Below are 23,720 nucleotides of genomic sequence, written 5' to 3' on the forward strand. Positions count from 1 at the left end.
CCTGACATCTCCTGCGCCCCTCTGAGATCTCTTGTGGCCGTATGCGACCTCTATGCGACCGTGCCCTGTTGATGCGCGACTGTTTGTGACCGATCGCGGCCCTAACCTCGACCCGAACTCGGGTATCCCTGGAGCCAGTTGGGGGCATGACGTCTCCACCGGCCACGCAACCGCAGGAGGGGCCTCGTGCTTGAGCCCGCGTACCAGGTGGACGTCGTCATCGTGGGAGCCGGAATCGCCGGTCTCTCGGCGGCTCACCGGCTGACCAGCGCAGGAATCTCAACCGCAGTCCTTGAGGCCGCCCCTTATGCGGGCGGCCGCATGTCGACGGAGAAGGTCGACGGCTTCCGGCTCGACCGCATCGGACAGCTGCTGTCCACGTCCTACCCCGAACTCCGCACCTCCCCGGGCCTGGACTCCCTGGTCCTGCGCACCTTCGCGCCCGGCGTCCTGCTGCACCGCGACGGACGCGCGCAGCGCGCAGGAGCACCGGCGGCCGGAGGGAGCGCAAGGGGCGCACTCCATGTGGTGCGCGCCCTCGCAAGCGCCCCCCGGGGGCCGGCGGCCACCCCCGGCCGGGCCGGCGCGCCGGTGGGCGGCGCGGTCGACCAAGCCCGGCTCGGCACCGCCCTGGGCCGGATCGCCACCACCCCGGTCGAACGCATCCTGGCCCGCCCCGAGATGCCCGCCGGACAGGCCCTCGCCCAGCGCGGGATGCCGGGGCGCACGATCGACGGCTTTCTGCGCCCGCTCCTGGCCACGCTGCTGTGCGACCCGCAGCTGAGCACCTCCAGCCGGTGTGCCGACCTCGCGCTGCGCGCCTTCGCCGGCGGCCGGCTGTGTGTGCCGGAGGGCGGCGCGGAGATGCTGCCGGTGCTGCTGGCGCGGTCGCTGCCGCCCGGCACCGTGCACACCGGGGTGCGGGTCACCTCGGTCTCCACGACCGCGGTGACGACCGCCGAGCACGGCGAGATCCGCTGCCGGGCGGTCCTGCTGGCGACGGACGCGCGGGCCGCGGCGGAGCTGCTGCCGGGCCTGAGGGTGCCGGACTTCCACCCGGTGACCGTGGTCCACCACACCACCGACGATCCGGCGCCGGCGTTCTCGGCGGGCACCTCGCTGCTGCTGGACGCCGACCGCGGCGGGCCGGTGGCACACACGGCGGTGCTCAGCAACGTGGACCCGAGCCGGGCGCCGGCGGGCCGGGTGCTGATCTCCTCGACGGTCCTGGGCACGCCGCCCGAGGGCGTCGACACCGCGGTCCGCATCCACCTCGCCCGGCTCTACGGCACCTCGACGCGCCGCTGGGAGACACTGGCGGTCCACCACACCCCGGAGGCGGTCCCCGCCATGCGCCCCCCACACGACCTGCGCCGCCCCGTACGCCTCCTGGCCGGCCTGTACGTCTGCGGCGACCACCGCGACACCAGCACGGTCCAGGGCGCCCTGCACTCGGCCCACCGGGCGGCGGCGGCGATTCTGGCCGACCTGGGCGCGGCGGGCTCGATGCACCGCGCGGATCCGGCGCCCATGCTGCCGAAGGCGGCCTAGGCGCCCCGCAGGGGCGCGGGGCCGTAGCGATGTGCGGCCCCGCCGCGTGGGCGGCCAGCCACGGCGGCACGTCACCAGGCGAACAACCGCAGCCCGCAACGGCGGTTGGCTACCCCAGCGCCGCCACCTTCTCCCGATACCCCCGCACCGGTGCCGCGTCCCGGTACGGCTCCAGCCGGCGTTCGAAGTCCCGTACGTACTCCACAGCGCGGACGGACCGCATCTCCGTGGCCTGACCCGCCGCCTCCGCGGCCAAGGCGCACGCCTGGTCGAGTTCACCGAGGCCGAGGCGGGCCGTGGCGAGGACGACCCGGCAGAAGAGGCGGCTGCGGGCGTAGGAGGGGGCGCGGAGCTGGAGCGAGCGTTCGGCGTGCTGGGCGGCGGCCCGGAACTGCTGCAGATCCCGGTGGCAGTGCCCGAACTCGTCGGCGAGCTGCGCCTCGTCGAAGAACCTGGCCCAGTACGGCACCTCGTCCCCGGGCCGGGCCGCCTCCAGGGCGCGCTCGGCCCGCACGAGCGCCGCCGTGCACGCCCGCACCTCGCCGAGCACGCCGTGCGCCCTCGCTTCGGAGGCGTGCAGCAGCGCCTGCACGACCGGCGGCCCACCGGTGCCCGCGCCCTGCTGGGCGACCCGGGCCAGCTGCACGGCCTCCCTGCCGTGGCCGAGATAGACGGCCTGGCGGCTCATGGTGACCAGGACGTACGAGCCGTACGCGCGGTCGCCGGCCGCCTGGGCGAGCCGCAGGGCCTGCACGAAGTAGCGCTGGGCGAGTCCGTGCGCGGCGATGTCGTACGAGGTCCAGCCGGCGAGCCGGGTCAGGTCGGCGGCCGCGGCGAACAGGCGGCGGCCGGTCTGCTCGTCGTAGGTGCCGCGGAGCATCGGCTCGCACTCGTGCTCCAGGTAGCGGACCAGGGCCTGGCGGGCGTGGCCGCCGCCGAACCGGTCGTCGAGGGTGCGGAACAGCTCGCCGACCGAGCGCAGCGCGTTGATGTCGCCGCCGGTGACCTTGTGGCCGGGGGCGCGCTCGGCCTGCCCGCGGCCGCGGGACGGGATCGGGACCGCCGGCCGGACCTGGGGCTTGGCGGGGGCCGGGCGGCCCTGCGCGGGCACCCGGGGTGACTGTTCGCGGGCCACCTTGTCGTCCGGCTTGCCGATCAGCCAGTCCCGGCTGGGCACCACGAGCCCCGCCGGGGTGAAGGCGATCTTGCGGAGCTCGGCGTGGCTGCCGGAGTCCTTGCGCCACAGCCCGCTGACGATGTCGACGGCCTCCTCCGGGGTGGCCGCGAACTCCAGCCCGGCGTACACCGGCGCACAGGCGTCCAGGCCGAGGTCCTGGGCCGTGAGCCGGCGCCCGAGCCGGCGCGTGAACACCTCGGCGATGAGCGCGGGGGTCGTACCGCGCGGCTGCTGCCCGCGCAGCCAGCGGGTGACCGAGGTCTTGTCGTATCTGAGGTCCAGCCCGTGCTCCAGGCCGAGCTGGTCGACGCGACGAGCCAGACCCGCGTTGGAGAACCCCGCCTCTGCGATGAGCGCGGCGAGCTGGCGGTTGGGGGTGCGCTGCGCGGGTCGGTCCGTCATCTGCGGTGCGGTCTCCTGCCTTCCGTGCCTCTGAAGTGCCGGATTGCCTTTGAGCAGCCCTTATGGCCGCACGAACGGCGTGAATGTAGCGGAGAGTGAACGGCCGATCACAACCTTCCGGACGCATTCATCCGATCGTGTGAGGAAAGCCCGCGGGGCTGACGTGCGCCGGTCGGTCGTACAGTGGCGTGGGCGCGTTATGTGCCTGACACACCGGTCGCTGAGGGAGGCGCTTGCCGTGAGTGAGTTGCGGTTCGTCCGCATGGGGTTCGGTGCGGATGCCGTCGAGTACCAGGAGGCCTGGGACGAGCAGCGGCGGGTGCACGCGGCCCGGTTCGCCGACGAGACCCCGGACACCGTGATCCTCCTGGAGCACCCCCCGGTCTACACCGCCGGTCGGCGCACCGAGGACAGCGAGCGCCCGCTGGACGGCACCCCGGTGATCGACGTGGACCGCGGCGGCAAGATCACCTGGCACGGCCCGGGCCAGCTGGTGGGCTACCCGATCCAGAAGCTCCCGCGCCCGGTGGACGTGGTCGCGCACGTCCGGCGCCTGGAGGAGGCGCTCATCCGCACCTGCGCCGAGTTCGGCCTGGAGACCACCCGCGTCGAGGGCCGCAGCGGCGTGTGGGTGCTCGGCGACCCGGTCGAGCGGCGGCCGGCGCTCGGCGGGCTGTCCCTGGACTTCGACCCGCGTCTGACCGACGAGGAGTTCGACCCGCGCCTCAACGGCCCCGAGTACGCCCCCTCCAACGCGGGCCAGCGGCGCGAGGACCGCAAGATCGCCCAGATCGGCATCCGGGTGGCCAAGGGCGTCACCATGCACGGCTTCTCGTTCAACGTGAACCCGGACATGAAGTGGTTCGACCGGATCATCCCGTGCGGGATCCGGGACGCGGGGGTGGCCTCCCTCGCGAGCGAGCTGGGCCGGGACGTCACCATCGAGGAGGTCCTGCCGGTGGTCGAGAAGCACCTCAGGGACGTCCTGGAGCACGCGGATCTGAAGCCGCGGGTGATCGAGAAGACACCGGCTGCGTAGAACAACCGCCTCCGGGCCACCAAATCAACGGGCGTACCCTGGGGAACGCCGAAGAATCAATCGCTAGGGAGCCGGTCGTGTCCGCAGTCGCACCCGACGGACGCAAGATGCTGCGCCTGGAGGTCCGCAACAGCCAGACCCCCATCGAGCGCAAGCCCGAGTGGATCAAGACCCGGGCGAAAATGGGTCCCGAGTACACGAAGATGCAGAACCTCGTGAAGAGCGAGGGTCTGCACACGGTCTGCCAGGAAGCCGGCTGCCCGAACATCTACGAGTGCTGGGAGGACCGCGAGGCGACCTTCCTCATCGGCGGCGACCAGTGCACCCGGCGCTGCGACTTCTGCCAGATCGACACCGGCAAGCCCGAGGCCCTGGACCGCGACGAGCCGCGCCGCGTCGGTGAGTCCGTGGTCACGATGGACCTGAACTACGCCACCATCACCGGCGTCGCCCGCGACGACCTGGCGGACGGCGGCGCCTGGCTGTACGCCGAGACCGTGCGCCAGATCCACCGGCAGACGGCGGACCGGGAAGCCGGCCGCACCAAGGTGGAGCTGCTGGCTCCCGACTTCAACGCGGTCCCCGAGCAGCTCGCGGAGGTCTTCTCCGCCCGGCCCGAGGTCTTCGCGCACAACGTCGAGACGGTTCCGCGGATCTTCAAGCGGATCCGCCCCGGCTTCCGCTACGAGCGCTCCCTGAAGGTCATCACCGAGGCCCGGGACTTCGGCCTGGTCACCAAGTCGAACCTGATCCTCGGCATGGGTGAGACCCGCGAGGAGGTCAGCGAGGCGCTGAAGCAGCTGCACGACGCGGGCTGCGAGCTGGTCACCATCACCCAGTACCTGCGCCCCTCCGTCCGGCACCACCCCGTCGAGCGCTGGGTCAAGCCGCAGGAGTTCGTCGAGCTGAAGGAGGAGGCCGAGCAGATCGGTTTCTCCGGGGTGATGTCCGGTCCGCTGGTGCGGTCCTCCTACCGTGCCGGACGCCTGTACCAGATGGCTGTCGAGAAGCGCGGCTCCTACGTCGCCACGCAGGCTGTGTGAATTCACGCACAAGCAATTACCGGCCAGTAATGGCCGAGTCGACGCGGTCCTGACCGTCCTCGCTGATGAGGGCGGACATCAGGGCCGCGTCAGCGTTTCAGGGTTCTGTATCAAGGCTTCATTGGCGTTTGACCGGTCGGACACGCCCTGGTAACACCAATCAGTGACTCTGGTATCACGCCCCGTACACCACTCGCTCCGAGGGGGACCTCGATCATGCAGGCCGCGCCCGTACGCGCCACCGCCATCCCGTCCTTCACCGATGCCCTCCGCGCCGTCGAGTCCCTGCTCATGAGCGGCGGCCAGCGCACCGCCCGCCGCAACGCGTGGACCTCCGTGCTGGAGGACCGCCGGCGTGCCAAGGACCGGGTCGAGGCGCAGCGCTTCCTGGAGCAGGCCGCCGACCGCTCCTGACCCGCTCGCCCCGGGGCACTGCCGTCGTCCGCACTCCCGGGGACACGTAGACTTCGTGGCATGGCGAGGAAGGAAACCGCGGCGGACGCCGCGAACGCAGGGCGACTGAAGCAGATCGCTCTCACGTACAAGATGACCCGCAAGGCCGACAAGAAGATCGGTCTTGTACTCGCGGCCGTCGGCATCGGCACCCTCGGTGTCTTCCTCGGGATCGGCTTCCTGATCGGTCACCCGGTCTACCTGGGCATCTTCGGCCTGCTGATCGCTCTGCTGGCGACGGCCATCGTGTTCGGCCGCCGGGCCGAGCGGGCCGCCTTCGGCCAGATGGAGGGCCAGCCGGGCGCCGCCGCGGCCGTGCTGGACAACATCGGCCGGGGCTGGACGACCACTCCCGCGGTGGCGATGAACCGGAGCCAGGACGTGGTGCACCGGGCGGTCGGGAAGGCCGGCATCGTGCTGGTCGCCGAGGGCAACCCGAACCGGGTGAAGAGCCTGCTGGCCGCCGAGAAGAAGAAGATGAACCGCATCGTCGCGGACGTACCGGTGCACGACGTGATCGTCGGCAGCGGCGAGGGCCAGACCGAGCTGAAGAAGCTGCGCACGACGCTGCTGAAGTTCCCGCGCGTGCTGACCGGCCCCCAGGTGACGGCCACCAACGACCGGCTGCGGGCCATGGGGGATCTGCTGAGCAACATGCCGGTGCCGAAGGGGCCCATGCCCAAGGGCATGCGGATGCCGAAGGGGCGCTGACAGTCACACCGCAGGGCGCGCGGGGGGCCGTCGGTTGTTGGGGCGCCGGCCCCGTCGCACCCGATCAGCTGGGCCGGAACTGGGGGCCGTAGGTGCCCGGGGCGTTCGGGATCGGGGTCTCCATCAGTTCCACCGCCGGGTCCTCCATGGCGCGCATGGCGCGGATCGCCGTGCCCAGGCTGCGTCTGCCACCGCCGCCCCAGGCCTCGTCGAGGGCGTCCAGCACCGCCGAGTAGGTGCTGTCGAACTGGTCCAGGAGTCGCTGGACCTGTTCCGGTGGGCGGTGCCAGCCGTCGGGTGGGACCGGGGCCATGGGGCGGGCGGCGGGGAAGGGCACGGGCGCCCCGGCGAACTCCCAGCCGCGGGCGGTCCTGAGCAGCCGCCGGCCGTGGTAGATCTCCGCGAAGGCGTAGTAGTGCGCGGGGTGGTCGTCCTGGAAGGCGTCGGCCGGGGAGCTCGCGGTGCCCTCGCCCTGCTCCTTGACGATCTCCAGGGACCGCTCGACGTCGTCGAGTCCGGTGACCGGTTCCAGCACGTCCGCGCCGATGCGGTCGGAGAGCTGGAACTCGGCCGACAGATACGGCGCCGTGCGCCGGAACGCCGCCTGCAGGTCGCCGTAGAAGCCGCCGATCGTGGGCGAGTGGGCCGCCGTACGGGCGAGCGGGGCCTCGGGGGCTTCGATCGCCATCATCACGTCGCGCACGTATTCCCTGGTCAGGCCCGAGAGGTACACGTGCACTCCGGCGCGCACCCCGCCGGGCAGCGGACCGGGGTAGCGGGGTGCCGCGTCCTTGATCCGGGGCCGTCCGCCCACGGCCACGAGCAGGTTGCAGACGACGCCCAGGTGGTACATCTCGTCGCCGACGATGCGCCGGATCAGCTGCGCGGCCTCGCCGCGGCGGTCCCTGACCGACCACCAGCCGCACAGGTAGGGCGGGATGGTGGCGAGTTCGAGCCGCACGGCGGTGTGCAGGGCCGCGCGGAGCCAGTCGATGTCGCGGTCGCCCTCGGGCACGGCGAGCAGACGGGCGACGGAGCCGGGGCCGGGTGCGGCAGCCGGGCTGCCGGCCGGTCCCGCGGTGTCCGGTGCGGCAGCGGCAGCCGGTGCGGCGCCCTGTGCCGGCGCCGCCCCCGGGAGCGGTGCGGTGGCGGCCAGGGCGGCCGATGCCAGGAAGCCCCGGCGGCCGACCGGGGCGGCCGCCGGCCCGTCCGGTTGTTCGCTCGTGCCCGTCACGTCGCCTCCGCTCCGTCCTGCCCCCGCCCGCGCACACGGCGGCCGGGGCCTTTCGACAGCTCGCGAAGCTAGCAAGCCGGCGCGGCCGTGTGCGGGACGTCCGGCCGCCGGTGTGGCGCGGACCGGCTCTGACACGCCGCCGGACGGAGCATCCTGCCGGTAATCGGCTCATGCGCTTCTAGCCTTCCGAATGTGACAAAACGCCATATCCCGTACATTGCCTGCAGTACCGCAGTCCTCGGCGCGCTCCTCGGCGCCGCCCCGGCATCGGCCGACCCCCAGGTGCGCGTCGTGCATCCGGGTGAGTCGATCCAGAAGGCGGTGGACGCCGCGCGGTCCGGCGACACGGTGCTCGTGCAGGCCGGCACGTACCACGAGAGCGTCGAGGTGACCACGTCCGGGATCACGCTGCGCGGCGTGGGCCCGGACACCGTGCTCGAACCGGCCGCCCCCAAGGCCGGGAGCACCGCGAAGGACAAGAAGAGCTGCGCGGGGCAGGGCAACGGCATCTGTGTGGTCGGAGCCAAGAACCAGCCCGTCCGCGACGTCACCGTCGCCGACCTGACCGTGACCGGATTCGCCAAGATCGGTGTCGTCGCGGTGGGCGCGGACGGCCTGACCGTGCGCGGCGTGACGGCGGACCGGAACGGCCAGTGGGGCATCGCGGAGGAGCGCTCCACGCGCAGCGTCTACCGGCAGAACATCGCCCGGTCCAACGGTGACGCGGGCCTGTTCCTCGCCAACACCATCACGGCGGAGCAGGGCGCCGCCGACACCGGGGGCACCGTCCTCGAACAGAACCAGCTGGAGGGCAACCGGATCGGCATCACCGTCCGCCGGCTGCGCAACCTCACCGTCAAGCAGAACTACCTCACCGGCAACTGCGCGGCCGTCTTCGTCGTCGGCGACGAGAACAAGCCGAAGGCGGGCGCCCTCACGGTCAGCCACAACCTCGTCGAGCGGAACAACAAGTACTGCGCGGCGACCGCTCGGCTGCCCTTCCTGCAGGGCTCCGGCATCATCCTGACCGGCACCGAGGACACCGTGGTGACGCACAACCTGGTCAGCGACAACTCGGGCGCGTCCCCGCTGTCGGGCGGGATCGTCCTGTTCAAGAGCTTCGTGGGCGCCACCAGCGAGCGCAACCGGATCTCGGGCAACTGGCTCGGCGGCAACGGCCCGGCGGACCTCGTCAACCAGGAAGCCACCAAGAGCAGCAACGTCTTCCAGCTCAACCTCTGCCGGGCCTCGAAGCCCGCGGGTCTGTGCTGACCGGACGGCCGTACCCCCGTCCCCATCCCGTCCCCACCCCCGTCCCAGGCGCCGTATCCCACCCAGCAAGGAAGGAAGGCGGCACATGACCGCACCATCCCCCGAGCTCTCGGCTCCCCCTGCGCAGGGGGCACCCCCGTCCCCGCCGCCGTCGATGCGGCTGCGAGAACTCGTGTTCGGGGCGGCGTGCGCCGCCGCCGTCCGCGCGGCCGCCCGGCTCGGCGTCGCCGACGCGCTCGGGGACGCGCCCATGGCCGTGGAGGACCTCGCGGCCGCGGTGAAGACCGAGCCCAAGCCGCTGCGCCGGCTGCTGCGCGCCCTGTCCTGCTACGGCGTCTTCGCCGAGCACCCGGACGGGACGTTCGGCCACACCGAGATGTCGCGGCTGCTGCGCGAGGACGACCCGCACAGCCTGCGCGACATCTCCCTGTGGTGCACCGAACCCTGGACGTGGGACGCCTGGCCGAAGCTGGACGAGGCGGTGCGCACCGGGAAGAACGTCGTCGAGGGCCTGTACGGCAAGGAGTTCTTCGACTACCTGAACGAGGACGCCCCGGAGTCGGCCGATGTCTTCAACCGGGCGATGACCACGTCCAGCGAGCAGTCGGCGCGCGATGTCGCCGCGCTGCTGGACCTGTCCGCCAGCAGGTCGGTGGCGGACCTGGGCGGCGGGCAGGGGCACGTGGTGGCCTGCCTGCTGGACAAGTACCCGGCGATGCGGGGCTGGCTGCTGGACCTGCCGCGGGTGGTGGAGAACGCCCTGCCCCGGCTGCGCCCGGGCGGCGATCTCGCGGAGCGCGCGCGGATCGTCCCGGGCGACATCCGCGAGTCGGTCCCGGTCGAGGCCGACGCCTACATCATCAAGAACATCCTGGAGTGGGACGACGAGTCCACGGCCAGACTGCTGCGCAACGTCGTCGAGGCGGGTGGCCCCGGCGCACGGGTCGTGGTCATCGAGAACCTCGTCGACGACACCCCGTCGATGCGCTTCAGCACCGCGATGGACCTGCTGCTGCTCCTGAACGTCGGCGGGGCCAAGCACACCACGCAGAGCATGGTCGGACGGCTGGAGGCGGCGGGACTGAAGGTCGGCGACATCCGGCCGGTCAACCCCTATCTGCACGCCTTCGACTGCACGGTCCCCATGTGAGCCGCGCCTTCCCGGAGAACACCGGTGCCGGGCCCGCGTCGGACGCGGGCCCGGCACCGGTGTCCGGGAGGGGGTTCAGGCGCCGGCGTCGCGCTCCCAGAGGTAGAAGCGCTGTGCCATCGCGTCCTTCGGGGACCGCCAGGTCTCCGGGTCGTACGCGCTGACGTACGCCGAGAGCCGCTCGCTGACCTCCTTGAACTCGGGGTGCGAGGTGACCTTGGCGATGGCCGGTCCCGGCTCGCGCTCGGACTCGATGAGGTGCATGTACACATCACCGAACTGGAAGAGGCTGCGCCGGACGACTCCGACGAGGTGCGGCAGCTCTCCGCGGTCGGACTCCGCGAACACCTTGGCGATGTCGGGGGCGGAGCCCGGGGCCATGCGGGCGACGATCAGGGCCTGGTGCACGGTCGTGTCCTCCGTCCGGCTAGTCGGCCAGCGCCGGGGCGGGCCGGTGACCGGCGGCCGCCTTCTCGATCTTGTCGCGGATCAGGGCCATCTGGACCTTGGAGTTCTTGTTGATGTTGTCGGTCATCCAGGCGTCGTCGACGGGGGCGTCCGGCTTCATCGCGAAGTCCTGGGTCCACACCATCCGGGTGCCGGCCGGCACCTCCTCGTAGCGCCAGTGGATGTCCATGTGGGCGAAGGGGCCGGTCTCGACCCGGCGGGCGGTGACCGTGAGGTTGTCGCGGTCGGGCTCGCGCTCGGAGACCCAGCTCCAGACGGTGCCGTTCTCGTCCGGGTGCATGGTCAGCCGGAACGTGGTCTTCTCGCCCTCTCTCTTGAGGACCTCCACCGACGCGTACTCGCTGAACAGCTGGGGCCAGCGCTCCAGGTCGTTGGTCATGTCCCAGACCAGGTCCAGCGGGGCGGCGATGGTGATCTCGTTCTGGGTGTGTCCTGCCATCTCAGGCTCCTGCCATCAGGGTGCTGTTGACGAGGTTGAGGAACTGCTGGGGCGTCTTGCAGCGCTCCGCGTCGACCGGCATCGGGGTGCCGTGTGCGTTCTCCAGCTCGCCGACGATGCCGAGCAGGCCCAGCGAGTCGACGCCGAGGACGTCGAAGCCGGTGTCGGGCTTCTCCTGGAGCTGCTGGGGGCTGACGGTGACCCCGGCGGCCTTCTTCATCAGCGCGGCGAGTTCTTCCACGGTGATCTGGGACATGTGCTTTCCTCCTTTGCTGTGCTCACTGCGCGGCGCCGTGCCGCAGCACCAGCGCAGAGTTCGACCCCATGAGTCCGCGGCTGAGCACCAGTGCCGTACGCAGTTCGGCGGGCCGGGCGCGGCCGGTCACGAGGTCGAGGTCGTGGCAGACGTCGAAGACGTTCGGCGTCGGCGGGATCAGGCCGTGCTCCAGGGCGAGCACGGCCGCCGCGGTGTCGAGCACGGGGGCGGCGCAGTACCCCCGGCCGATTCCGGTCTTCGGTGCCGTGACCGGCACCCGGGTGCCGTGCTCGCCGAGGGCGTCGGCGAGGGCCAGTGCCTCGGCGCGGTCGGCCTCCGGCACCCCGAGGGCGTCGGCGAAGACGACGTCGACCTCTTCGGGGGCGCAGTCGGCCTCCTGCAGGGCGTGCCGGATCGCGTGGGCGAGGCCGTCGCGGGATTCCGTCCAGCGGGAGGCACCGGTGAAGGTGGCCCCGTGCCCGGCGACGAGGGCCCGGACGCCGGCGCCGCGGTCCCGTGCCGTGCCCGCCGCCTCGATCACGAGCATCGCGCCGCCCTCGGCCGGCACGAACCCGCAGGCCCCCTCCGTGAACGGCCGGTAGGCGCGGGCCGGGTCGGTCTCGCGGCTGAGCTCCTCGTAGCCGAGCTGGCAGACCATCGAGTACGGCGCGAGGGGAGCCTCGGTGGAGCCGGCCACGATCGCGTCGGTGCCGCGCCGCACCGCCCGTGCGGCGTGGGCGAGGGCGTCGAGACCGCCGGCCTCGTCGGAGGCGACGACCGAGCAGGGGCCCTTGAAGCCGCGGCGGATGGAGACCTGGCCGGTGCTGGCGGCGTAGAACCAGGCGATGGACTGGTACGGCCCCACGAACCGGCTGCCCTTGCCCCACAGTTGCTGGAGTTCGCGCTGGCCGAACTCGCCGCCGCCGGACCCGGCCGCGGTGACCACGCCGATGTCGTAGGGCGCGTCGGGGGTGTCGGCCTGGCCGAGCCGGGCGTCGTCGAGCGCGAAGTCGGCGGCGGCCATGGCGTAGTGCGTGAACCGGTCGGTCTGGACGAGGAAGCGCTCCTCGATCGTGGCCGCCGGGTCGAAGGCGCGGACCTCGCCGGCCACCTTGAGGGGAAGGTGCTCACAGCCCTCGCGGGTGATCCGGTCGAGGACGCTGAGGCCCTCCTGGGTGGCCTTCCAGAAGGTGTCGGTGCTCGTGCCGTTGGGCGCGACCACCCCGATGCCGGTGACGGCCGCCTGCCGGTCCTGCGGTTCGCTCATCGTGTCCTCACTCCCTCGGCCGGGTCAGGATCACCGCGGACTGGAAGCCACCGAACCCGCTGCCCACGGACAGCACGCTGGTCAGCCGGCGTTCGCGGGCGACCCGGGGGACGTAGTCCAGGTCGCACTCGGGGTCGGGGATCTCGTAGTTGGCGGTCGGGGGTACGACCTGCTTGGCGAGGGCCAGCACGCAGGCGACCAGTTCTATGGCGCCGATCGCCCCGAGGGAGTGCCCCACCATGGACTTGATGGAGCTCATCGGGGTGTCGTAGGCGTGGTGGCCGAGCGCCCGTTTCACGGCCGCCGTCTCGTGGCGGTCGTTCTGCCGGGTGCCGGAGCCGTGGGCGTTGACGTAGTCGATGGCCGTGGGGTCGAGCCGGGCCTGGTCGAGGGCGGTCCTGATGGCCCGCGCCATCTCCAGGCCCTCCTTGGTCAGACCGGTCATGTGGTAGGCGTTGCCGAAGGTGGCGTAGCCGCCGAACTCGCAGTAGACGCGGGCGCCGCGGGCCCGGGCGTGTGCCAGTTCCTCCAGGACGAGCACCGCGCCGCCCTCGCCCATGACGAAGCCGTCACGGTTGTTGTCGAAGGGCCGGGAGGCGTGCTCGGGGTCGTCGTTGTTCGGGGAGGTGGCCTTGATGGCGTCGAAGCAGGCCATGGTGATCGGGGAGATCGGCGAGTCCGCGGCCCCCGCGATGCATATGTCGGCCCGGCCTTCCTGGACGGTGTGGAAGGCGTATCCGACGGCGTCGAGTCCGGAGGTGCAGCCGGTGGACACCGTCTGCACCGGACCCTGGGCGCCGAATCGTTCCGCCAGCGCGGAGGCCGCAGTGCTCGGCGAGAACGCCCGGTGCAGCTGCGGCTCCGCCTTGTGGTGGTCCACGTCCCAGCGCTGCCCCCGGCTGCTCACCAGGACGTAGTCGTGCTCCAGACGGGTGGTGCCGCCGACGGCGGTACCCAGGGAGACCCCGATCCGCCACGGGTCCTCGCGGGCGATGTCGAGACCGGAGTCCCGGACCGCCTCGTCCCCGGCGACCAGGGCGAACTGTATGTACCGGTCCGCCCGTTCCACCTGCTCTGCGTCCAGACCGTGCGCCGCCGGCTCGAAGTCGCACTCGGCTGCTATCCGCGACCGCAGTCCGGCAGGGTCGAAGAAGGTGATGCCGCGCGTCGCGGTACGGCCTTCGGCGAGCAGATCCCAGAACGCCGGCACGCCGATCCCGCCCGGGGCCACGATGCCTATACCGGTCACCGCCACGCGCCGGGTCATGATCGGGCCTGCCCCGCCTCGGCGGCGACGGCCACCTGCTCCGTCTCCTCCGTGTCGACGTGGCCGAGGCTCGGGCGCGGGGCCAGCGGGCCCAGGTGGAAGACGATCCGCGCCTCCACGTTGCCGACGTTGCGGAAGCGGTGGCGCATGTTGATGGGGATCATCAGCCCCTGCTCGGGCCGCAGCGGGTGCGGCTCGCCGTCCAGGTCCACCTCCAGCTCGCCGCAGACGACGTACACGAACTCCTCGGAGTACGGGTGGTAGTGCTCACCGATGCGGTCGCCCGGCTGCACGATGGCCACGCCCATGAAACCGCTGGTCGAGCCCACCGTGGCCGGGGTGAGCATGGCGCGCAGATCGCCGCCGCGCCGGGTGTTGGGCTCGACCTCGCTGAGGTCCACGATCTTCGGAAGGGGTTTGATCACGACAGTCCTCCGTGGGTGTGGTGCCGCTGTGGGGCTCAGGCGTCCGGCGAGCGCCGGTCGGTGACGAGCTGCATCCGGACGACCTCGCCGTCCAGCAGCGCGGTCAGCGGAGCCGCGGGGGCGACGTCCACGGCCACGCCGGCACGGTGGTCGACCAGCCGTACGACGACGTCGTCCCGCTGGAAGATCGTGCTGCGCAGCACCGGGCTGCGCGGGTCCTCCGCCGCCGCCTCGTCGTCCCGCGCGAGCAGCTGCGCCAGCTCCATCCCGCGGCCCGGCCGGGCCGGGTAGTACAGCGCGAGCCGCTCGCCCTCGACCAGCTCGTCCGCGGTGACGTGGTGCACGGCCGGCAGCGCCGCCCGGGTGAAGAACACGCGTGCGGATTCCTGGTCGTTGAGGTCCCGCTCCTGCTCCAGATAGGGGTTGATGGCCTCCTCGACCGCCCGGACCTCGGGCTGCCGGGCGACGTGGCGCAGCGCCGCCAGCAGGTCGCCGCGCACCTCGATGGCGCGTACGACCCGGTTGCCGTGCATGAACAGGGAGGTGCGGCACAGCCGGGTGGTCTCGTCGACCCGTGCCTCGGGCGAGGCGTAGTCCGCGAGGATCCTCGCGACCTCGGCCTCGCTGCCCGGCTTCACCGTGAAGGTGAGCGCGTGCCGGATCACGCCGTCGCCGATCCTCGGGGAGGCCTGGAGCCGGCGCTGGGCATCGGGAGCGGCCGCCGCCTCGCCGCCCGTCTCGCGGACGATGTGGAAGCGCAGCGACCGGGTGTCCCGGACGCAGCTGTGCAGCGGCTCCACCATCTGGACGTGTTCCTCGCTGTTGACCCAGGCGAGGAACGGCGGGGCGCTCTCCCACTCACTGGTGATGAGCCATTGGGACGGGTTCTCGATCGACTGGCACAGCTGGTCGCTGACATGGCCGGGCACCGACGCGACCTGGTTGCACAGTTGCTCGTAGGCCTCCAGGAACTGCTGCTGGGCGCCGTCGTATACGTCCACCAGCAGGACGACCCGGAGGCGGGAGCCGTCGAAGACGGACTGCGAGACCCGTTTCGACACCTGCCGCGCCAGCTGTTCCGAAACCTTTTCCGACGTGGTGGTCATACTGCGCACATCTCCTTCAGGGGAGCAGAGGGGCAACGCCGCCCGTGACGCGACGTCAGCGTTCCTTGATCCTGTTCCTGTCCTCCGGAGTGCGCGACTCGTGTGAACCAGGAGGGTGATTGAGCACGCGAAGCCGTTCCGAAAGGGCAAGGAATCTCCTAGGGGGCCCTAGGTGCCCCACACCCCCGCCCCTGCCCCCGCCCCTGGAGTCGTCGATGCAGCACAAAGCCGATCACCGCGTACCCGTCCTTGTCGTGGGCGGCTCGCTGGTGGGTCTGTCCCTGTCCCTGTTCCTGGGCCGTCTCGGCGTACGGCACATGCTCGTCGAGCGGCACTCCGGGACCTCGATCCACCCGCGCGGCCGCGGCAACAACGTGCGCACGATGGAGCTGTTCCGGGTGGCCGGCGTCGAGCCGGACATCAAGACGGCGGCGTCCCTCCTCGCGGACAACCACGGCATCCTGCAGACCCCGACCCTGGTCGGGGACGCGGGCGAGTGGCTGTTCCGGGAGATCGACCCCGGCGGGGGGCTGGCCCGGTTCAGCCCCACCAGCTGGTGCCTGTGCAGCCAGAACGACCTGGAGCCGGTGCTCCTGGACGGGGCCCGCACCCTCGGCGGCGACCTCAGGTACTTCCACGAGCTGGAGTCCTTCGCCCAGGACCCCGAAGGAGTGACGGCCTACGTCCGGGACCGCGACAGCGACGACCTGTACACCGTCCGCGCGGACTACCTGGTCGCGGCCGACGGCCCGCGCAGCCCGGTCCGGAACCGGCTCGGCATCGGGCAGAGCGGCCCCGGCGACCTCTTCGCGAACGTCAGCGTGACCTTCCGCTCCAAACTCCTCGCCGACGTGGTCGGCGACCGCCGCTTCATCTGCTGCTACCTCACCGACCCCGAGGCCGACGGCGCCCTGCTGCCCGTCGACAACAAGGAACGCTGGGTCTTCCACGCCCCCTGGCACCCCGAACACGGCGAAAGGCTGGAGGAGTTCACCGAGGAACGGCTCACCCGGCACATCCGCCGGGCCGTCGGCGTCCCCGACCTCGACGTCGAGATCACCGGCAAGGCGTCCTGGCGCGCCGCCGAACGCGTCGCCGAGCGCTACCGGGACGACCGCGTCCTGCTCGCCGGCGACTCCGCGCACGAGATGTCCCCGACCGGCGCGTTCGGCTCCAACACCGGCATCCAGGACGCCCACAACCTGGCGTGGAAGCTGGCCGCCGTGCTCGACGGCTGGGCCGGGCCCGGGCTGCTGGACACCTACGACACCGAGCGGCGGCCCGTCGCCCTGGCCACCAGCGCGCGGGCCTCGGCCCGCTCCGTGGAACACAGCCACCCCGGCTTCGCCCCGGCGCCCGGCATCGGCGGCGGCAAGCGCGGCGGCATCCTCAACGTGGTCCTCGGCTACCGCTACCCGCAGGGCGCCGTCGTGGGCGCCGACCCGGACCAGCCGGTCGTACCGGACGGGCTGCGGCTGACCGGGGAACCGGGCAGCCGGGCCCCGCACCTGTGGCTGCGCCGCGCGGGCGAGCGGCTGTCCACGCTCGATCTGTACGAGCGGTCACTGGTGCTGCTGAGTGACGCGGGCTCGGCCGCGGGGGCCGCCTGGCGGACCGCCGCGCTGCGCATCGCCGGGACGGAGGAGGTACGGCTGGAGGCCTACCGGATCGGTACGGGCGCGGACGCCGAGCTGCGGTACGACACGGAGGGTGACGACTGGGCCGGAGCCCACGGCGTCACCGCCGAGGGAGCGGTACTGGTACGGCCGGACGGGTTCGTGGCGTGGCGGGCGATGGATGCGGCACCGGACCCGGAGACGGCACTGCGGGATGTCCTGAGGACGCTGCTGAGGCGGGGCTGACCCGCTCCGGGTGCCCCCGCCGCCACAGCGGTTTCGCGGGCGACGGCAGTGCGGTTCCCGGGGACGCGGGGCTGCATCGATGTGCGGCTCCGCCGCGCGGGCGCGACCGGCCACGCCGGAGCCGCGCCCGGAAGACGGCCGCGAGCTCGACGGCGCCGGATCAGATCCGTACCTCGACCGTCTTCGCGAGCCGGTCGTGCAGCCCCCGCCCGTCCCGGTCCCAGATCAGCGCCGGAATCGCCAGGCACAGCAGGATCGTGCGCAGTACGGCCCGCAGCGGGTTGACCGTGCCCGTCTCCAGGGCCACCACCCGGACGCCGAAGAGCCGCTTACCCGGAGTGAAGCCGATCGTGCCGACCGTCAGCACGCTCAGGACGAAGAAGATGCCCAGCGCCCAGTTGCTCGTGTCCGGGCTGTATCCGTGCGTGACCAGGCCGTATGCGATCAGGACGCTCAGCCCCCAGTCCACGGCGAGCGCGCCGAGGCGCCGGCCGGGCCGGGCGATCGAGTCCGGCCCCTCCTCGGGCAGACCGAGCTGCTCGCCCCGGTAGCCGAAGTCGGCACCGGCCTCTTCCATGGCCGCGCGGGGCCCGGAGAGCCACGATCCGAGTGCTTGCCTGTTGTCCACCCGACCACGGTACTGCGCCCGAAATGACCGGGGTACGGCGGGGTGTCCCGGGGCTAGGGTGGAACCGTGGCCGGTTAACTTCTGCGAAACAAACGGGTCACGCCCGAGAAATCACCCGTCCCTAGGGTCGAGACCAGCGTGTGCCACCGCACTGGCCGCACGAACGATCTACCACCCCGGCGAGGACGGTCGGGAGTAGGAGGAGCTGGATGTTCCAGAACGCCGACGAGGCCAAGAAGTTCATCGCGGACGAGGACGTCAAGTTCGTCGACGTCCGCTTCTGCGACCTGCCGGGCGTCATGCAGCACTTCACGGTGCCCGTTGAGGCGTTCGACCCGGACGAGGAGCTGGCCTTCGACGGATCGTCGATCCGTGGTTTCCAGGCCATTCACGAGTCCGACATGGCTCTGCGTGCCGACCTGTCCACCGCCCGTGTCGACCCGTTCCGCCGGGACAAGACGCTCAACATCAACTTCTTCATCCACGACCCGATCACGGGCGAGCAGTACTCCCGTGACCCGCGCAACGTGGCGAAGAAGGCCGAGGCCTACCTCGCCTCGACCGGTATCGCGGACACCGCGTACTTCGGTCCCGAGGCCGAGTTCTACGTCTTCGACAGCGTGCGTTTCGCCACGTCCGCGAACGAGTCCTTCTACCACATCGACTCCGAGGCGGGCGCCTGGAACACCGGTGCGGTGGAGAACAACCGCGGTTACAAGGTCCGCTACAAGGGCGGCTACTTCCCGGTGGCGCCGGTCGACCACTTCGCCGACCTGCGCGCCGAGATCTCCCTGGAGCTGGAGAAGTCCGGCCTGAAGGTCGAGCGCCAGCACCACGAGGTGGGCACCGCCGGCCAGGCCGAGATCAACTACAAGTTCAACACCCTGCTGGCCGCCGCCGACGACCTGCAGCTGTTCAAGTACATCGTGAAGAACGTGGCCTGGCGCAACGGCAAGACCGCGACCTTCATGCCGAAGCCGATCTTCGGTGACAACGGCTCGGGCATGCACGTGCACCAGTCGCTGTGGAGCAACGGCGACCCGCTGTTCTACGACGAGGCCGGTTACGCGGGCCTGTCGGACACCGCCCGCTACTACATCGGCGGCATCCTCCGGCACGCCCCGTCGCTGCTGGCCTTCACCAACCCGACGGTGAACTCGTACCACCGCCTGGTGCCGGGCTTCGAGGCGCCGATCAACCTGGTGTACTCGCAGCGCAACCGCTCCGCCGCGATGCGTATCCCGATCACCGGCTCGAACCCGAAGGCCAAGCGCGTCGAGTTCCGCGCCCCGGACTCCTCCGGCAACCCGTACCTGGCCTTCTCGGCCCTGCTGCTGGCGGGTCTGGACGGCATCAAGAACAAGATCGAGCCGGCCGAGCCGATCGACAAGGACCTGTACGAGCTGGCTCCCGAGGAGCACGCGAACGTCGCCCAGGTCCCGACCTCGCTGAACGCCGTGCTCGACGCGCTGGAGGCCGACCACGAGTTCCTCCTCCAGGGCGACGTGTTCACGTCGGACCTGATCGAGACGTGGATCGACTTCAAGCGCACCAACGAGATCGCGCCGCTGCAGCTGCGTCCGCACCCGCACGAGTTCGAGCTCTACTTCGACGTGTGATCGGACCGCCACAACCGGTTCCGTAACCGAGGGCCGCCACCCGGAGTCGCTCCGGGTGGCGGCCCTCGGCCGTTGCTCGGACCCGCCCTCAGACCACGACCACGACCACGGGAACGCTGCCGAACCCGTTGTTGAAGCCGAAGAAGCCGTTGTTGAAGCCGAAGCCGTTGAAGCCGAAACGGTTGTTGAAACCGCAGTCCCAGCCGCCGTGGAAGCAGCCACGGTTGGTGGTGACCTGGGTCGGGGTGGCTGCCGACGCGGTGCCGGCGGTACCGATCGCCACTCCGCTCGCCATCAGGACGCCGATGGCGGACGCCGCGGCGAGACGCCTCGCGCGATGTGCATTCATGGATCCACCTTCCTTCCACCCCTCGTGCGGCCTGCCGGCACGAGGGGTGGGCCGCGACGTCGGAGTGAAGAGTCCGGCGCGGTCGTAGGGGATGCCGCACGAGCAGGAGTAGCAGGGGCAGACGTGGTGGGCACCCCGCGGTGCGGCTCTCCGTTAAATGCTAGCCGTCCGGCGACCACCCGGCATCCCGGGCAACCTTTGCCGCTTCCCCTGCTTCCTACTTTCGGGGGATCATCCCCCTGACTCTGTCCGACGAGAGAGGTTGAACGGGGATGACGGAAAACGACGACTGGGAGCGGGAGTTCGATCACCGCTGGGCGAATTCCGCCGAGCACAAGGAGCCCTCGGCCCGGGCTCGGATGCTCGCCGCGCGCTGGAAGGAGAACCCGCCGGACCCGGCGCCCTTCCGTGCCGACCCCGATCCGGTGCCGCACCGGGCGTCGTGGGCGTCGACGGCCATGGTCGTCGGCTGCGTGATCGTGGTCATGGTGCTCATAGGACTCGCGCAGTTCGGCTCGTCGTACTAGTCGTGGTACCGGTCGCCCCACGGGCCGCGCCTTTGCTGCCCCTAGGGCCGATCGGAACCACTTCATGGGAATCGGCAGGTGCACACTGGACAGCGGGACGAGTGCCTGACTGCGGGGTGATGCAAGATGCAGAGCCGCTTCCGGAGCGACCGACGGCTGACCGTGCGCATGGGGCTCACGCTGTTCCTGCTCGGGCTGCTGTACGTGGGCTTCGTCGCCGCGCTGATCGCGCTGCTGAAGTCCTGGGTGCTGGTCGTCGTGGTGGTCGGGGCGATGTTCGTGGCGCAGTTCTGGTTCTCCGACCGGATCGCCATGTTCGCGATGCACGGGCGGGTCGTGGAGCGCGAGGAGTATCCCGAGCTGCACGCGGTGGTCGACCGGTTGTGCGCGATCGCGGACATGCCCAAGCCGGTCGTCGCCGTATCCGACATGGACATGCCGAACGCGTTCGCGACCGGCCGGAACCCCGACCACGCGGTGGTCTGCGTGACCACGGGGCTGCTACGCCGGCTGGAGCCGGCCGAGCTGGAGGGCGTCCTGGCGCACGAGCTGTCGCACGTCGCGCACAAGGACGTCGCCGTGATCACGATCGCGTCCTTCCTCGGTGTGCTGGCGGGTCTGATCGTGCGGTTCGCGTTCTACTCGCAGGTCTTCGGCGGGGGCCGCAGGGACCAGAACACCGCCGCCGTGTTCGCCGCGATCATGGGCGTCTCGGCGGCGGTGTACGCGATCAGCTTCCTGCTGATCCGGGCCCTGTCCCGGTACCGGGAGCTGGCCGCCGACCGCGCGGCCGCGCATCTCACCGGCCGGCCGTCAGCCCTTGCCTCGGCGCTCACCAAGGTCTCCGGGGACATCGCCCGGATCCCGACCAAGGACCTGCGCACCGCCCAGGCCTTCAACGCCTTCTACTTCACCCCGGCGACCGGCAAGGAACCCGGCATCGAGCGGTTCTTCTCCACGCACCCCACCCTGGAGCAGCGGCTGGAGCAGCTGGGCCGGATCTCGGCGGAGCTGGGCGAGGCCGCCACACCGGGGAAGGCGGGCTGAGCGTTGGGGCTGCTGGACATCCTGCTGGGCCGTACGAAACCGGTCGTACCCGATCTCGACCGGCTCTTCGCGCTGCCCTCGGCCGCCGTGACCCTGCAGGCCGCGGCCGGTTTCACACCGGCCGGGACCGGCGCGGTGTGCTTCGCCACCGTGGAGGGCGCGGCCTTCGAGCAGACCCACCGGGAGGTGCAGGCGCTGCTGGACGCGGACACCGACCGCACCGGACCGCCGGTGGAGCTGCGCCGGGACGGCTACGGATACTCGTGGCTGGTCTCCAAGCGCTCGCCGGACCAGCTGCCGGAGCTGGTCAACGACCTGCACGCGGTGAACAGCGCGATGGAGGTCAACGGCTTCGGCCCCCAGCTGCTGTGCTCGCTGGCCGCCTTCACGGACGACGGCGGCCGCACGCTGGCGCTGGTCTACCTCTACAAACGGGGCACCTTCTACCCGTTCGCCCCGCTGCCCGGTGCCGCACAGCGCCGGGACAGCGCGCTCGAACTCCAGGTGAAGGCGGCGCTCACGAACGATCTGCGGATCGAGCAGGACCTGAGCCGGTGGTTCCCGGTGTGGGGCGCCCCCGGCCTGTGACCGGCGACGCCCTCCGTCCTCACCTGCTCTTCTCCCGTTCCTGCCGACGGGTCTCGAAGGGGCGCTCACGACGGTACCGGCGCTCCCACTTCGCCTGCCGGTCCCGGCGCTCGCGGTAGGCCCGGTAGCTGTCGGGCAGGGGCGGGGTGCCCGCTCCGGCGGGCGGTGACGGGGTGCCGGGCGACCCGCGTCCGTGCGTCGCGTACAGATAGAGCAGCGCGACGGCGGCGAGCCACCACAGGTGGTCTCCGATTCCGAGGATCACCAGGACGACGGTCCCGGACGCGACGATGCCACGCATGACGGACCTCCGTGGGGTGAGTGTGGAGGGGGTGGAGTGTGTCGGCTTCGTGCCGTTTGTTCAGCGTAGGGAGGCCGTGGCGGCGGCCGCATCCCGTTTTCCGCCCGGGAAAGAGCCCGCCGTGAACGAATGGCCTCATGAGCGAACTGACGGGCTCCACCCACGACTTCGACGGCGAACGGCTGAGCGGGGTGACCGCGGCCCCTCGGGCCGGGCCACGGCGAGAGCACGGGGTCCCTCGCGGAGCTGAGCCTGCGCCGGAGGTTCGGGCTCTACGCGCCCCAGGCCTGCTGGACCGTGCAGGAGGCGCTGACGGCACGGGCCCGGTACAGCCGCCGCCCCCAACTCCTCGCATCGGAACACCAGTTGGGTCTCCGGTTCCGTGACCACGCCGAGGGCCGGCGGGAGTTCGTGACGGCGCTGGTGAGCGGGCCGGGCACCCCCGAGGGAGCGCGGAGGTGCCGGGCGCCGGTGTCGGACGTCAGCGGCTGTAGCGCATGAAGGCGCGCACCATGTGGCACGTCGTGCCGGACGGCGGGCGCATGCCGATCTCCTCCGCCGTGCTGCGGATCTTGTCGTCGGGGGCCTGGGCCGGCTGGTGGATCCCGGAGTCGAGCAGGGCTATGGCCAGGCGCATGGCCTTCAGGCGGCGGTTGTGGGTGATGTACCACTCGCGGGGCCGTCCGGCGGGCAGCGGCCGCTTGGTCACGGGCTCGTAGGGCGAGTCGAACAGCACGGGTCGCTGGACGGTGGACTGGGTGGGCAAGGGCTTCGGCTTCAGGGCGGCAGCGGGCACAGGCATCCTCCTGTCGCGGGCAGGGCATCGGCCGGACAGCCCGGCGACGCCCTCGAACACTGCTTCCAGTCTACTGCCGGGCACTGACAACGGGGTGACTGCGGGACCGGGCAAATCTCCAGCTCAGCAGGGATATTGTCGCTGTGTCACACCAGTTCCGGCAGGGACGGGTGAGTCGGCCCGAATTCGAACACTCCGCAGCGCGCGGACGGCGCCGCGGTGGTGGCGGACACGGTCGGGCCGCGGGGCTTCGCGTACCGTGTGCGGCATGGAAATCTGGATCAATCCGGCCTGCTCCAAGTGCCGCAGCGCCATCAGCCTGCTCGACGCCGAGGGGGCCGAGTACACCGTCCGCCGCTATCTGGAGGACGTGCCGAACGAGGACGAGATCAGGGCCGTGCTCGACCGGCTGAACCTGGAGCCCTGGGACATCACCCGTACCCAGGAGGCCGAGGCCAGGGAACTGGGGCTCAAGGAGTGGGCACGGGACGCGAGTGCGCGCGAGCGGTGGATCACCGCACTCGCCGAGCACCCCAGGCTCATCCAGCGCCCGATCATCACCGCCGACGACGGAACGGCCCTGGTGGCCCGCTCCGAGGAGGCGGTACGGGAGGCCCTGGCGCACAACAAGAGCTGAGCGCCGCTCAACTCCCCTGTGACCCAAGCCACTTCACCAACTCCTGCAACCGCTGAGCAACCTCGTTCGGTATCTCGTACATAGCGGCGTACGCTCCCCTACCTCT

The 23,720-nt window shown here is 71.3% G+C and carries 26 protein-coding genes; 13 read left to right on the forward strand and 13 right to left on the reverse strand.

Annotation, left to right across the window (positions count from 1 at the left end):
• The first annotated feature begins 186 nt into the window (after positions 1-186).
• The gene (locus ABT171_RS17895) at positions 187-1,551 is read left to right on the forward strand and encodes an NAD(P)/FAD-dependent oxidoreductase (RefSeq protein ID WP_351244728.1); all 1,365 of its coding nucleotides are present in this window, start codon (positions 187-189) and stop codon (positions 1,549-1,551) included.
• Between the two features lie 109 nt (positions 1,552-1,660).
• Here the strand turns inward: ABT171_RS17895 and ABT171_RS17900 are convergent, their stop codons facing one another.
• Complete coding sequence (locus ABT171_RS17900; protein WP_351244730.1) at positions 1,661-3,130, reverse strand: NsdA family TPR-like regulatory protein; 1,470 nt, start codon at positions 3,128-3,130, stop codon at positions 1,661-1,663.
• A gap of 238 nt (positions 3,131-3,368) precedes the next feature.
• Between ABT171_RS17900 and lipB the strand changes: the two genes are divergently transcribed.
• From lipB to ABT171_RS17920, 4 genes are all read left to right on the forward strand, one after another.
• Entirely contained in the window at positions 3,369-4,169 is an 801-nt protein-coding gene (gene lipB / locus ABT171_RS17905) for a lipoyl(octanoyl) transferase LipB (protein WP_351244732.1), read from the forward strand.
• A 77-nt stretch (positions 4,170-4,246) separates the two neighbouring features.
• A complete protein-coding gene (gene lipA, locus ABT171_RS17910; RefSeq protein WP_351244734.1) occupies positions 4,247-5,212 on the forward strand; it encodes a lipoyl synthase in 966 nt (321 codons plus the stop codon).
• 216 nt (positions 5,213-5,428) lie between these two features.
• Complete coding sequence (locus tag ABT171_RS17915) at positions 5,429-5,626, forward strand: SCO2195 family GlnR-regulated protein (protein ID WP_031173128.1); 198 nt, start codon at positions 5,429-5,431, stop codon at positions 5,624-5,626.
• A gap of 60 nt (positions 5,627-5,686) precedes the next feature.
• Complete coding sequence (locus ABT171_RS17920; RefSeq protein WP_351244736.1) at positions 5,687-6,376, forward strand: DUF4191 domain-containing protein; 690 nt, start codon at positions 5,687-5,689, stop codon at positions 6,374-6,376.
• Positions 6,377-6,440: 64 nt separating this feature from the next.
• Here ABT171_RS17920 and ABT171_RS17925 read toward each other — a convergent pair whose 3' ends face one another.
• The gene (locus tag ABT171_RS17925; protein ID WP_351244738.1) at positions 6,441-7,610 is read right to left on the reverse strand and encodes a ferritin-like domain-containing protein; all 1,170 of its coding nucleotides are present in this window, start codon (positions 7,608-7,610) and stop codon (positions 6,441-6,443) included.
• 192 nt (positions 7,611-7,802) lie between these two features.
• Between ABT171_RS17925 and ABT171_RS17930 the strand changes: the two genes are divergently transcribed.
• Both ABT171_RS17930 and ABT171_RS17935 read left to right on the forward strand, forming a co-directional pair.
• On the forward strand, positions 7,803-8,882 hold the full coding sequence (locus tag ABT171_RS17930; protein ID WP_351244740.1) for a right-handed parallel beta-helix repeat-containing protein: 1,080 nt from the start codon (positions 7,803-7,805) through the stop codon (positions 8,880-8,882).
• Positions 8,883-8,967: 85 nt separating this feature from the next.
• A complete protein-coding gene (locus ABT171_RS17935) occupies positions 8,968-10,032 on the forward strand; it encodes a methyltransferase (RefSeq protein WP_351244742.1) in 1,065 nt (354 codons plus the stop codon).
• Positions 10,033-10,107: 75 nt separating this feature from the next.
• Here ABT171_RS17935 and ABT171_RS17940 read toward each other — a convergent pair whose 3' ends face one another.
• From ABT171_RS17940 to ABT171_RS17970, 7 genes are read right to left on the reverse strand one after another with little or no spacing between them, the layout of a single operon-like run.
• Positions 10,108-10,440 carry a TcmI family type II polyketide cyclase gene (locus ABT171_RS17940; RefSeq protein WP_351244744.1) on the reverse strand — a complete coding sequence of 111 codons (333 nt, stop codon included), beginning with the start codon at positions 10,438-10,440 and terminating at the stop codon, positions 10,108-10,110.
• 19 nt (positions 10,441-10,459) lie between these two features.
• Complete coding sequence (locus ABT171_RS17945; RefSeq protein ID WP_351244746.1) at positions 10,460-10,939, reverse strand: SRPBCC family protein; 480 nt, start codon at positions 10,937-10,939, stop codon at positions 10,460-10,462.
• A 1-nt stretch (position 10,940) separates the two neighbouring features.
• Complete coding sequence (locus ABT171_RS17950; RefSeq protein ID WP_351244748.1) at positions 10,941-11,195, reverse strand: acyl carrier protein; 255 nt, start codon at positions 11,193-11,195, stop codon at positions 10,941-10,943.
• Between the two features lie 22 nt (positions 11,196-11,217).
• Positions 11,218-12,462, reverse strand: a complete 1,245-nt coding sequence (locus tag ABT171_RS17955; protein WP_351244750.1) for a ketosynthase chain-length factor — start codon at positions 12,460-12,462, stop codon at positions 11,218-11,220.
• 7 nt (positions 12,463-12,469) lie between these two features.
• On the reverse strand, positions 12,470-13,729 hold the full coding sequence (locus ABT171_RS17960; RefSeq protein WP_351244752.1) for a beta-ketoacyl-[acyl-carrier-protein] synthase family protein: 1,260 nt from the start codon (positions 13,727-13,729) through the stop codon (positions 12,470-12,472).
• Positions 13,726-14,154, reverse strand: coding sequence for a cupin domain-containing protein (locus ABT171_RS17965; RefSeq protein WP_351244754.1), 429 nt, complete (start codon positions 14,152-14,154; stop codon positions 13,726-13,728). Before ABT171_RS17965 ends, ABT171_RS17960 begins: the two co-directional genes overlap by 4 nt.
• 35 nt (positions 14,155-14,189) lie before the next feature.
• The gene (locus ABT171_RS17970) at positions 14,190-15,260 is read right to left on the reverse strand and encodes a SchA/CurD-like domain-containing protein (protein WP_351244756.1); all 1,071 of its coding nucleotides are present in this window, start codon (positions 15,258-15,260) and stop codon (positions 14,190-14,192) included.
• Between the two features lie 215 nt (positions 15,261-15,475).
• Between ABT171_RS17970 and ABT171_RS17975 the strand changes: the two genes are divergently transcribed.
• The gene (locus ABT171_RS17975) at positions 15,476-17,122 is read left to right on the forward strand and encodes an FAD-dependent oxidoreductase (RefSeq protein WP_351244758.1); all 1,647 of its coding nucleotides are present in this window, start codon (positions 15,476-15,478) and stop codon (positions 17,120-17,122) included.
• A gap of 160 nt (positions 17,123-17,282) precedes the next feature.
• On the opposite strand, the gene ABT171_RS17980 is transcribed toward ABT171_RS17975, so the two are convergent.
• Complete coding sequence (locus ABT171_RS17980) at positions 17,283-17,750, reverse strand: RDD family protein (RefSeq protein ID WP_351244760.1); 468 nt, start codon at positions 17,748-17,750, stop codon at positions 17,283-17,285.
• Positions 17,751-17,959: 209 nt separating this feature from the next.
• Here ABT171_RS17980 and glnA point away from each other — a divergent pair, with 209 nt between their 5' ends.
• The gene (gene glnA, locus ABT171_RS17985; RefSeq protein ID WP_351244762.1) at positions 17,960-19,369 is read left to right on the forward strand and encodes a type I glutamate--ammonia ligase; all 1,410 of its coding nucleotides are present in this window, start codon (positions 17,960-17,962) and stop codon (positions 19,367-19,369) included.
• 88 nt (positions 19,370-19,457) lie between these two features.
• Here the strand turns inward: glnA and ABT171_RS17990 are convergent, their stop codons facing one another.
• Complete coding sequence (locus tag ABT171_RS17990; protein WP_351244764.1) at positions 19,458-19,718, reverse strand: hypothetical protein; 261 nt, start codon at positions 19,716-19,718, stop codon at positions 19,458-19,460.
• 272 nt (positions 19,719-19,990) lie between these two features.
• On the opposite strand from ABT171_RS17990, the gene ABT171_RS17995 reads away from it, so the two are divergent.
• From ABT171_RS17995 to pspAB, 3 genes are all read left to right on the forward strand, one after another.
• Complete coding sequence (locus ABT171_RS17995) at positions 19,991-20,245, forward strand: SCO2583/SCO2584 N-terminal domain-containing protein (protein WP_351244766.1); 255 nt, start codon at positions 19,991-19,993, stop codon at positions 20,243-20,245.
• Between the two features lie 126 nt (positions 20,246-20,371).
• Positions 20,372-21,292 (forward strand): zinc metalloprotease HtpX, encoded by a 921-nt coding sequence (gene htpX, locus ABT171_RS18000; protein WP_351244768.1) that lies wholly within the window; start codon positions 20,372-20,374, stop codon positions 21,290-21,292.
• A gap of 3 nt (positions 21,293-21,295) precedes the next feature.
• Entirely contained in the window at positions 21,296-21,880 is a 585-nt protein-coding gene (gene pspAB, locus ABT171_RS18005) for a PspA-associated protein PspAB (protein WP_351244770.1), read from the forward strand.
• Positions 21,881-21,899: 19 nt separating this feature from the next.
• Here the strand turns inward: pspAB and ABT171_RS18010 are convergent, their stop codons facing one another.
• Entirely contained in the window at positions 21,900-22,181 is a 282-nt protein-coding gene (locus ABT171_RS18010) for a hypothetical protein (protein ID WP_351244772.1), read from the reverse strand.
• 481 nt (positions 22,182-22,662) lie between these two features.
• Entirely contained in the window at positions 22,663-22,977 is a 315-nt protein-coding gene (locus ABT171_RS18015) for a hypothetical protein (RefSeq protein ID WP_351244774.1), read from the reverse strand.
• 268 nt (positions 22,978-23,245) lie between these two features.
• Between ABT171_RS18015 and ABT171_RS18020 the strand changes: the two genes are divergently transcribed.
• The gene (locus ABT171_RS18020) at positions 23,246-23,614 is read left to right on the forward strand and encodes an ArsC/Spx/MgsR family protein (protein ID WP_351244776.1); all 369 of its coding nucleotides are present in this window, start codon (positions 23,246-23,248) and stop codon (positions 23,612-23,614) included.
• Positions 23,615-23,720: the final 106 nt, after the last annotated feature.

It is taken from the genome of Streptomyces sp. NPDC001851 (assembly GCF_040297165.1).
GTDB lineage: Bacteria > Actinomycetota > Actinomycetes > Streptomycetales > Streptomycetaceae > Streptomyces.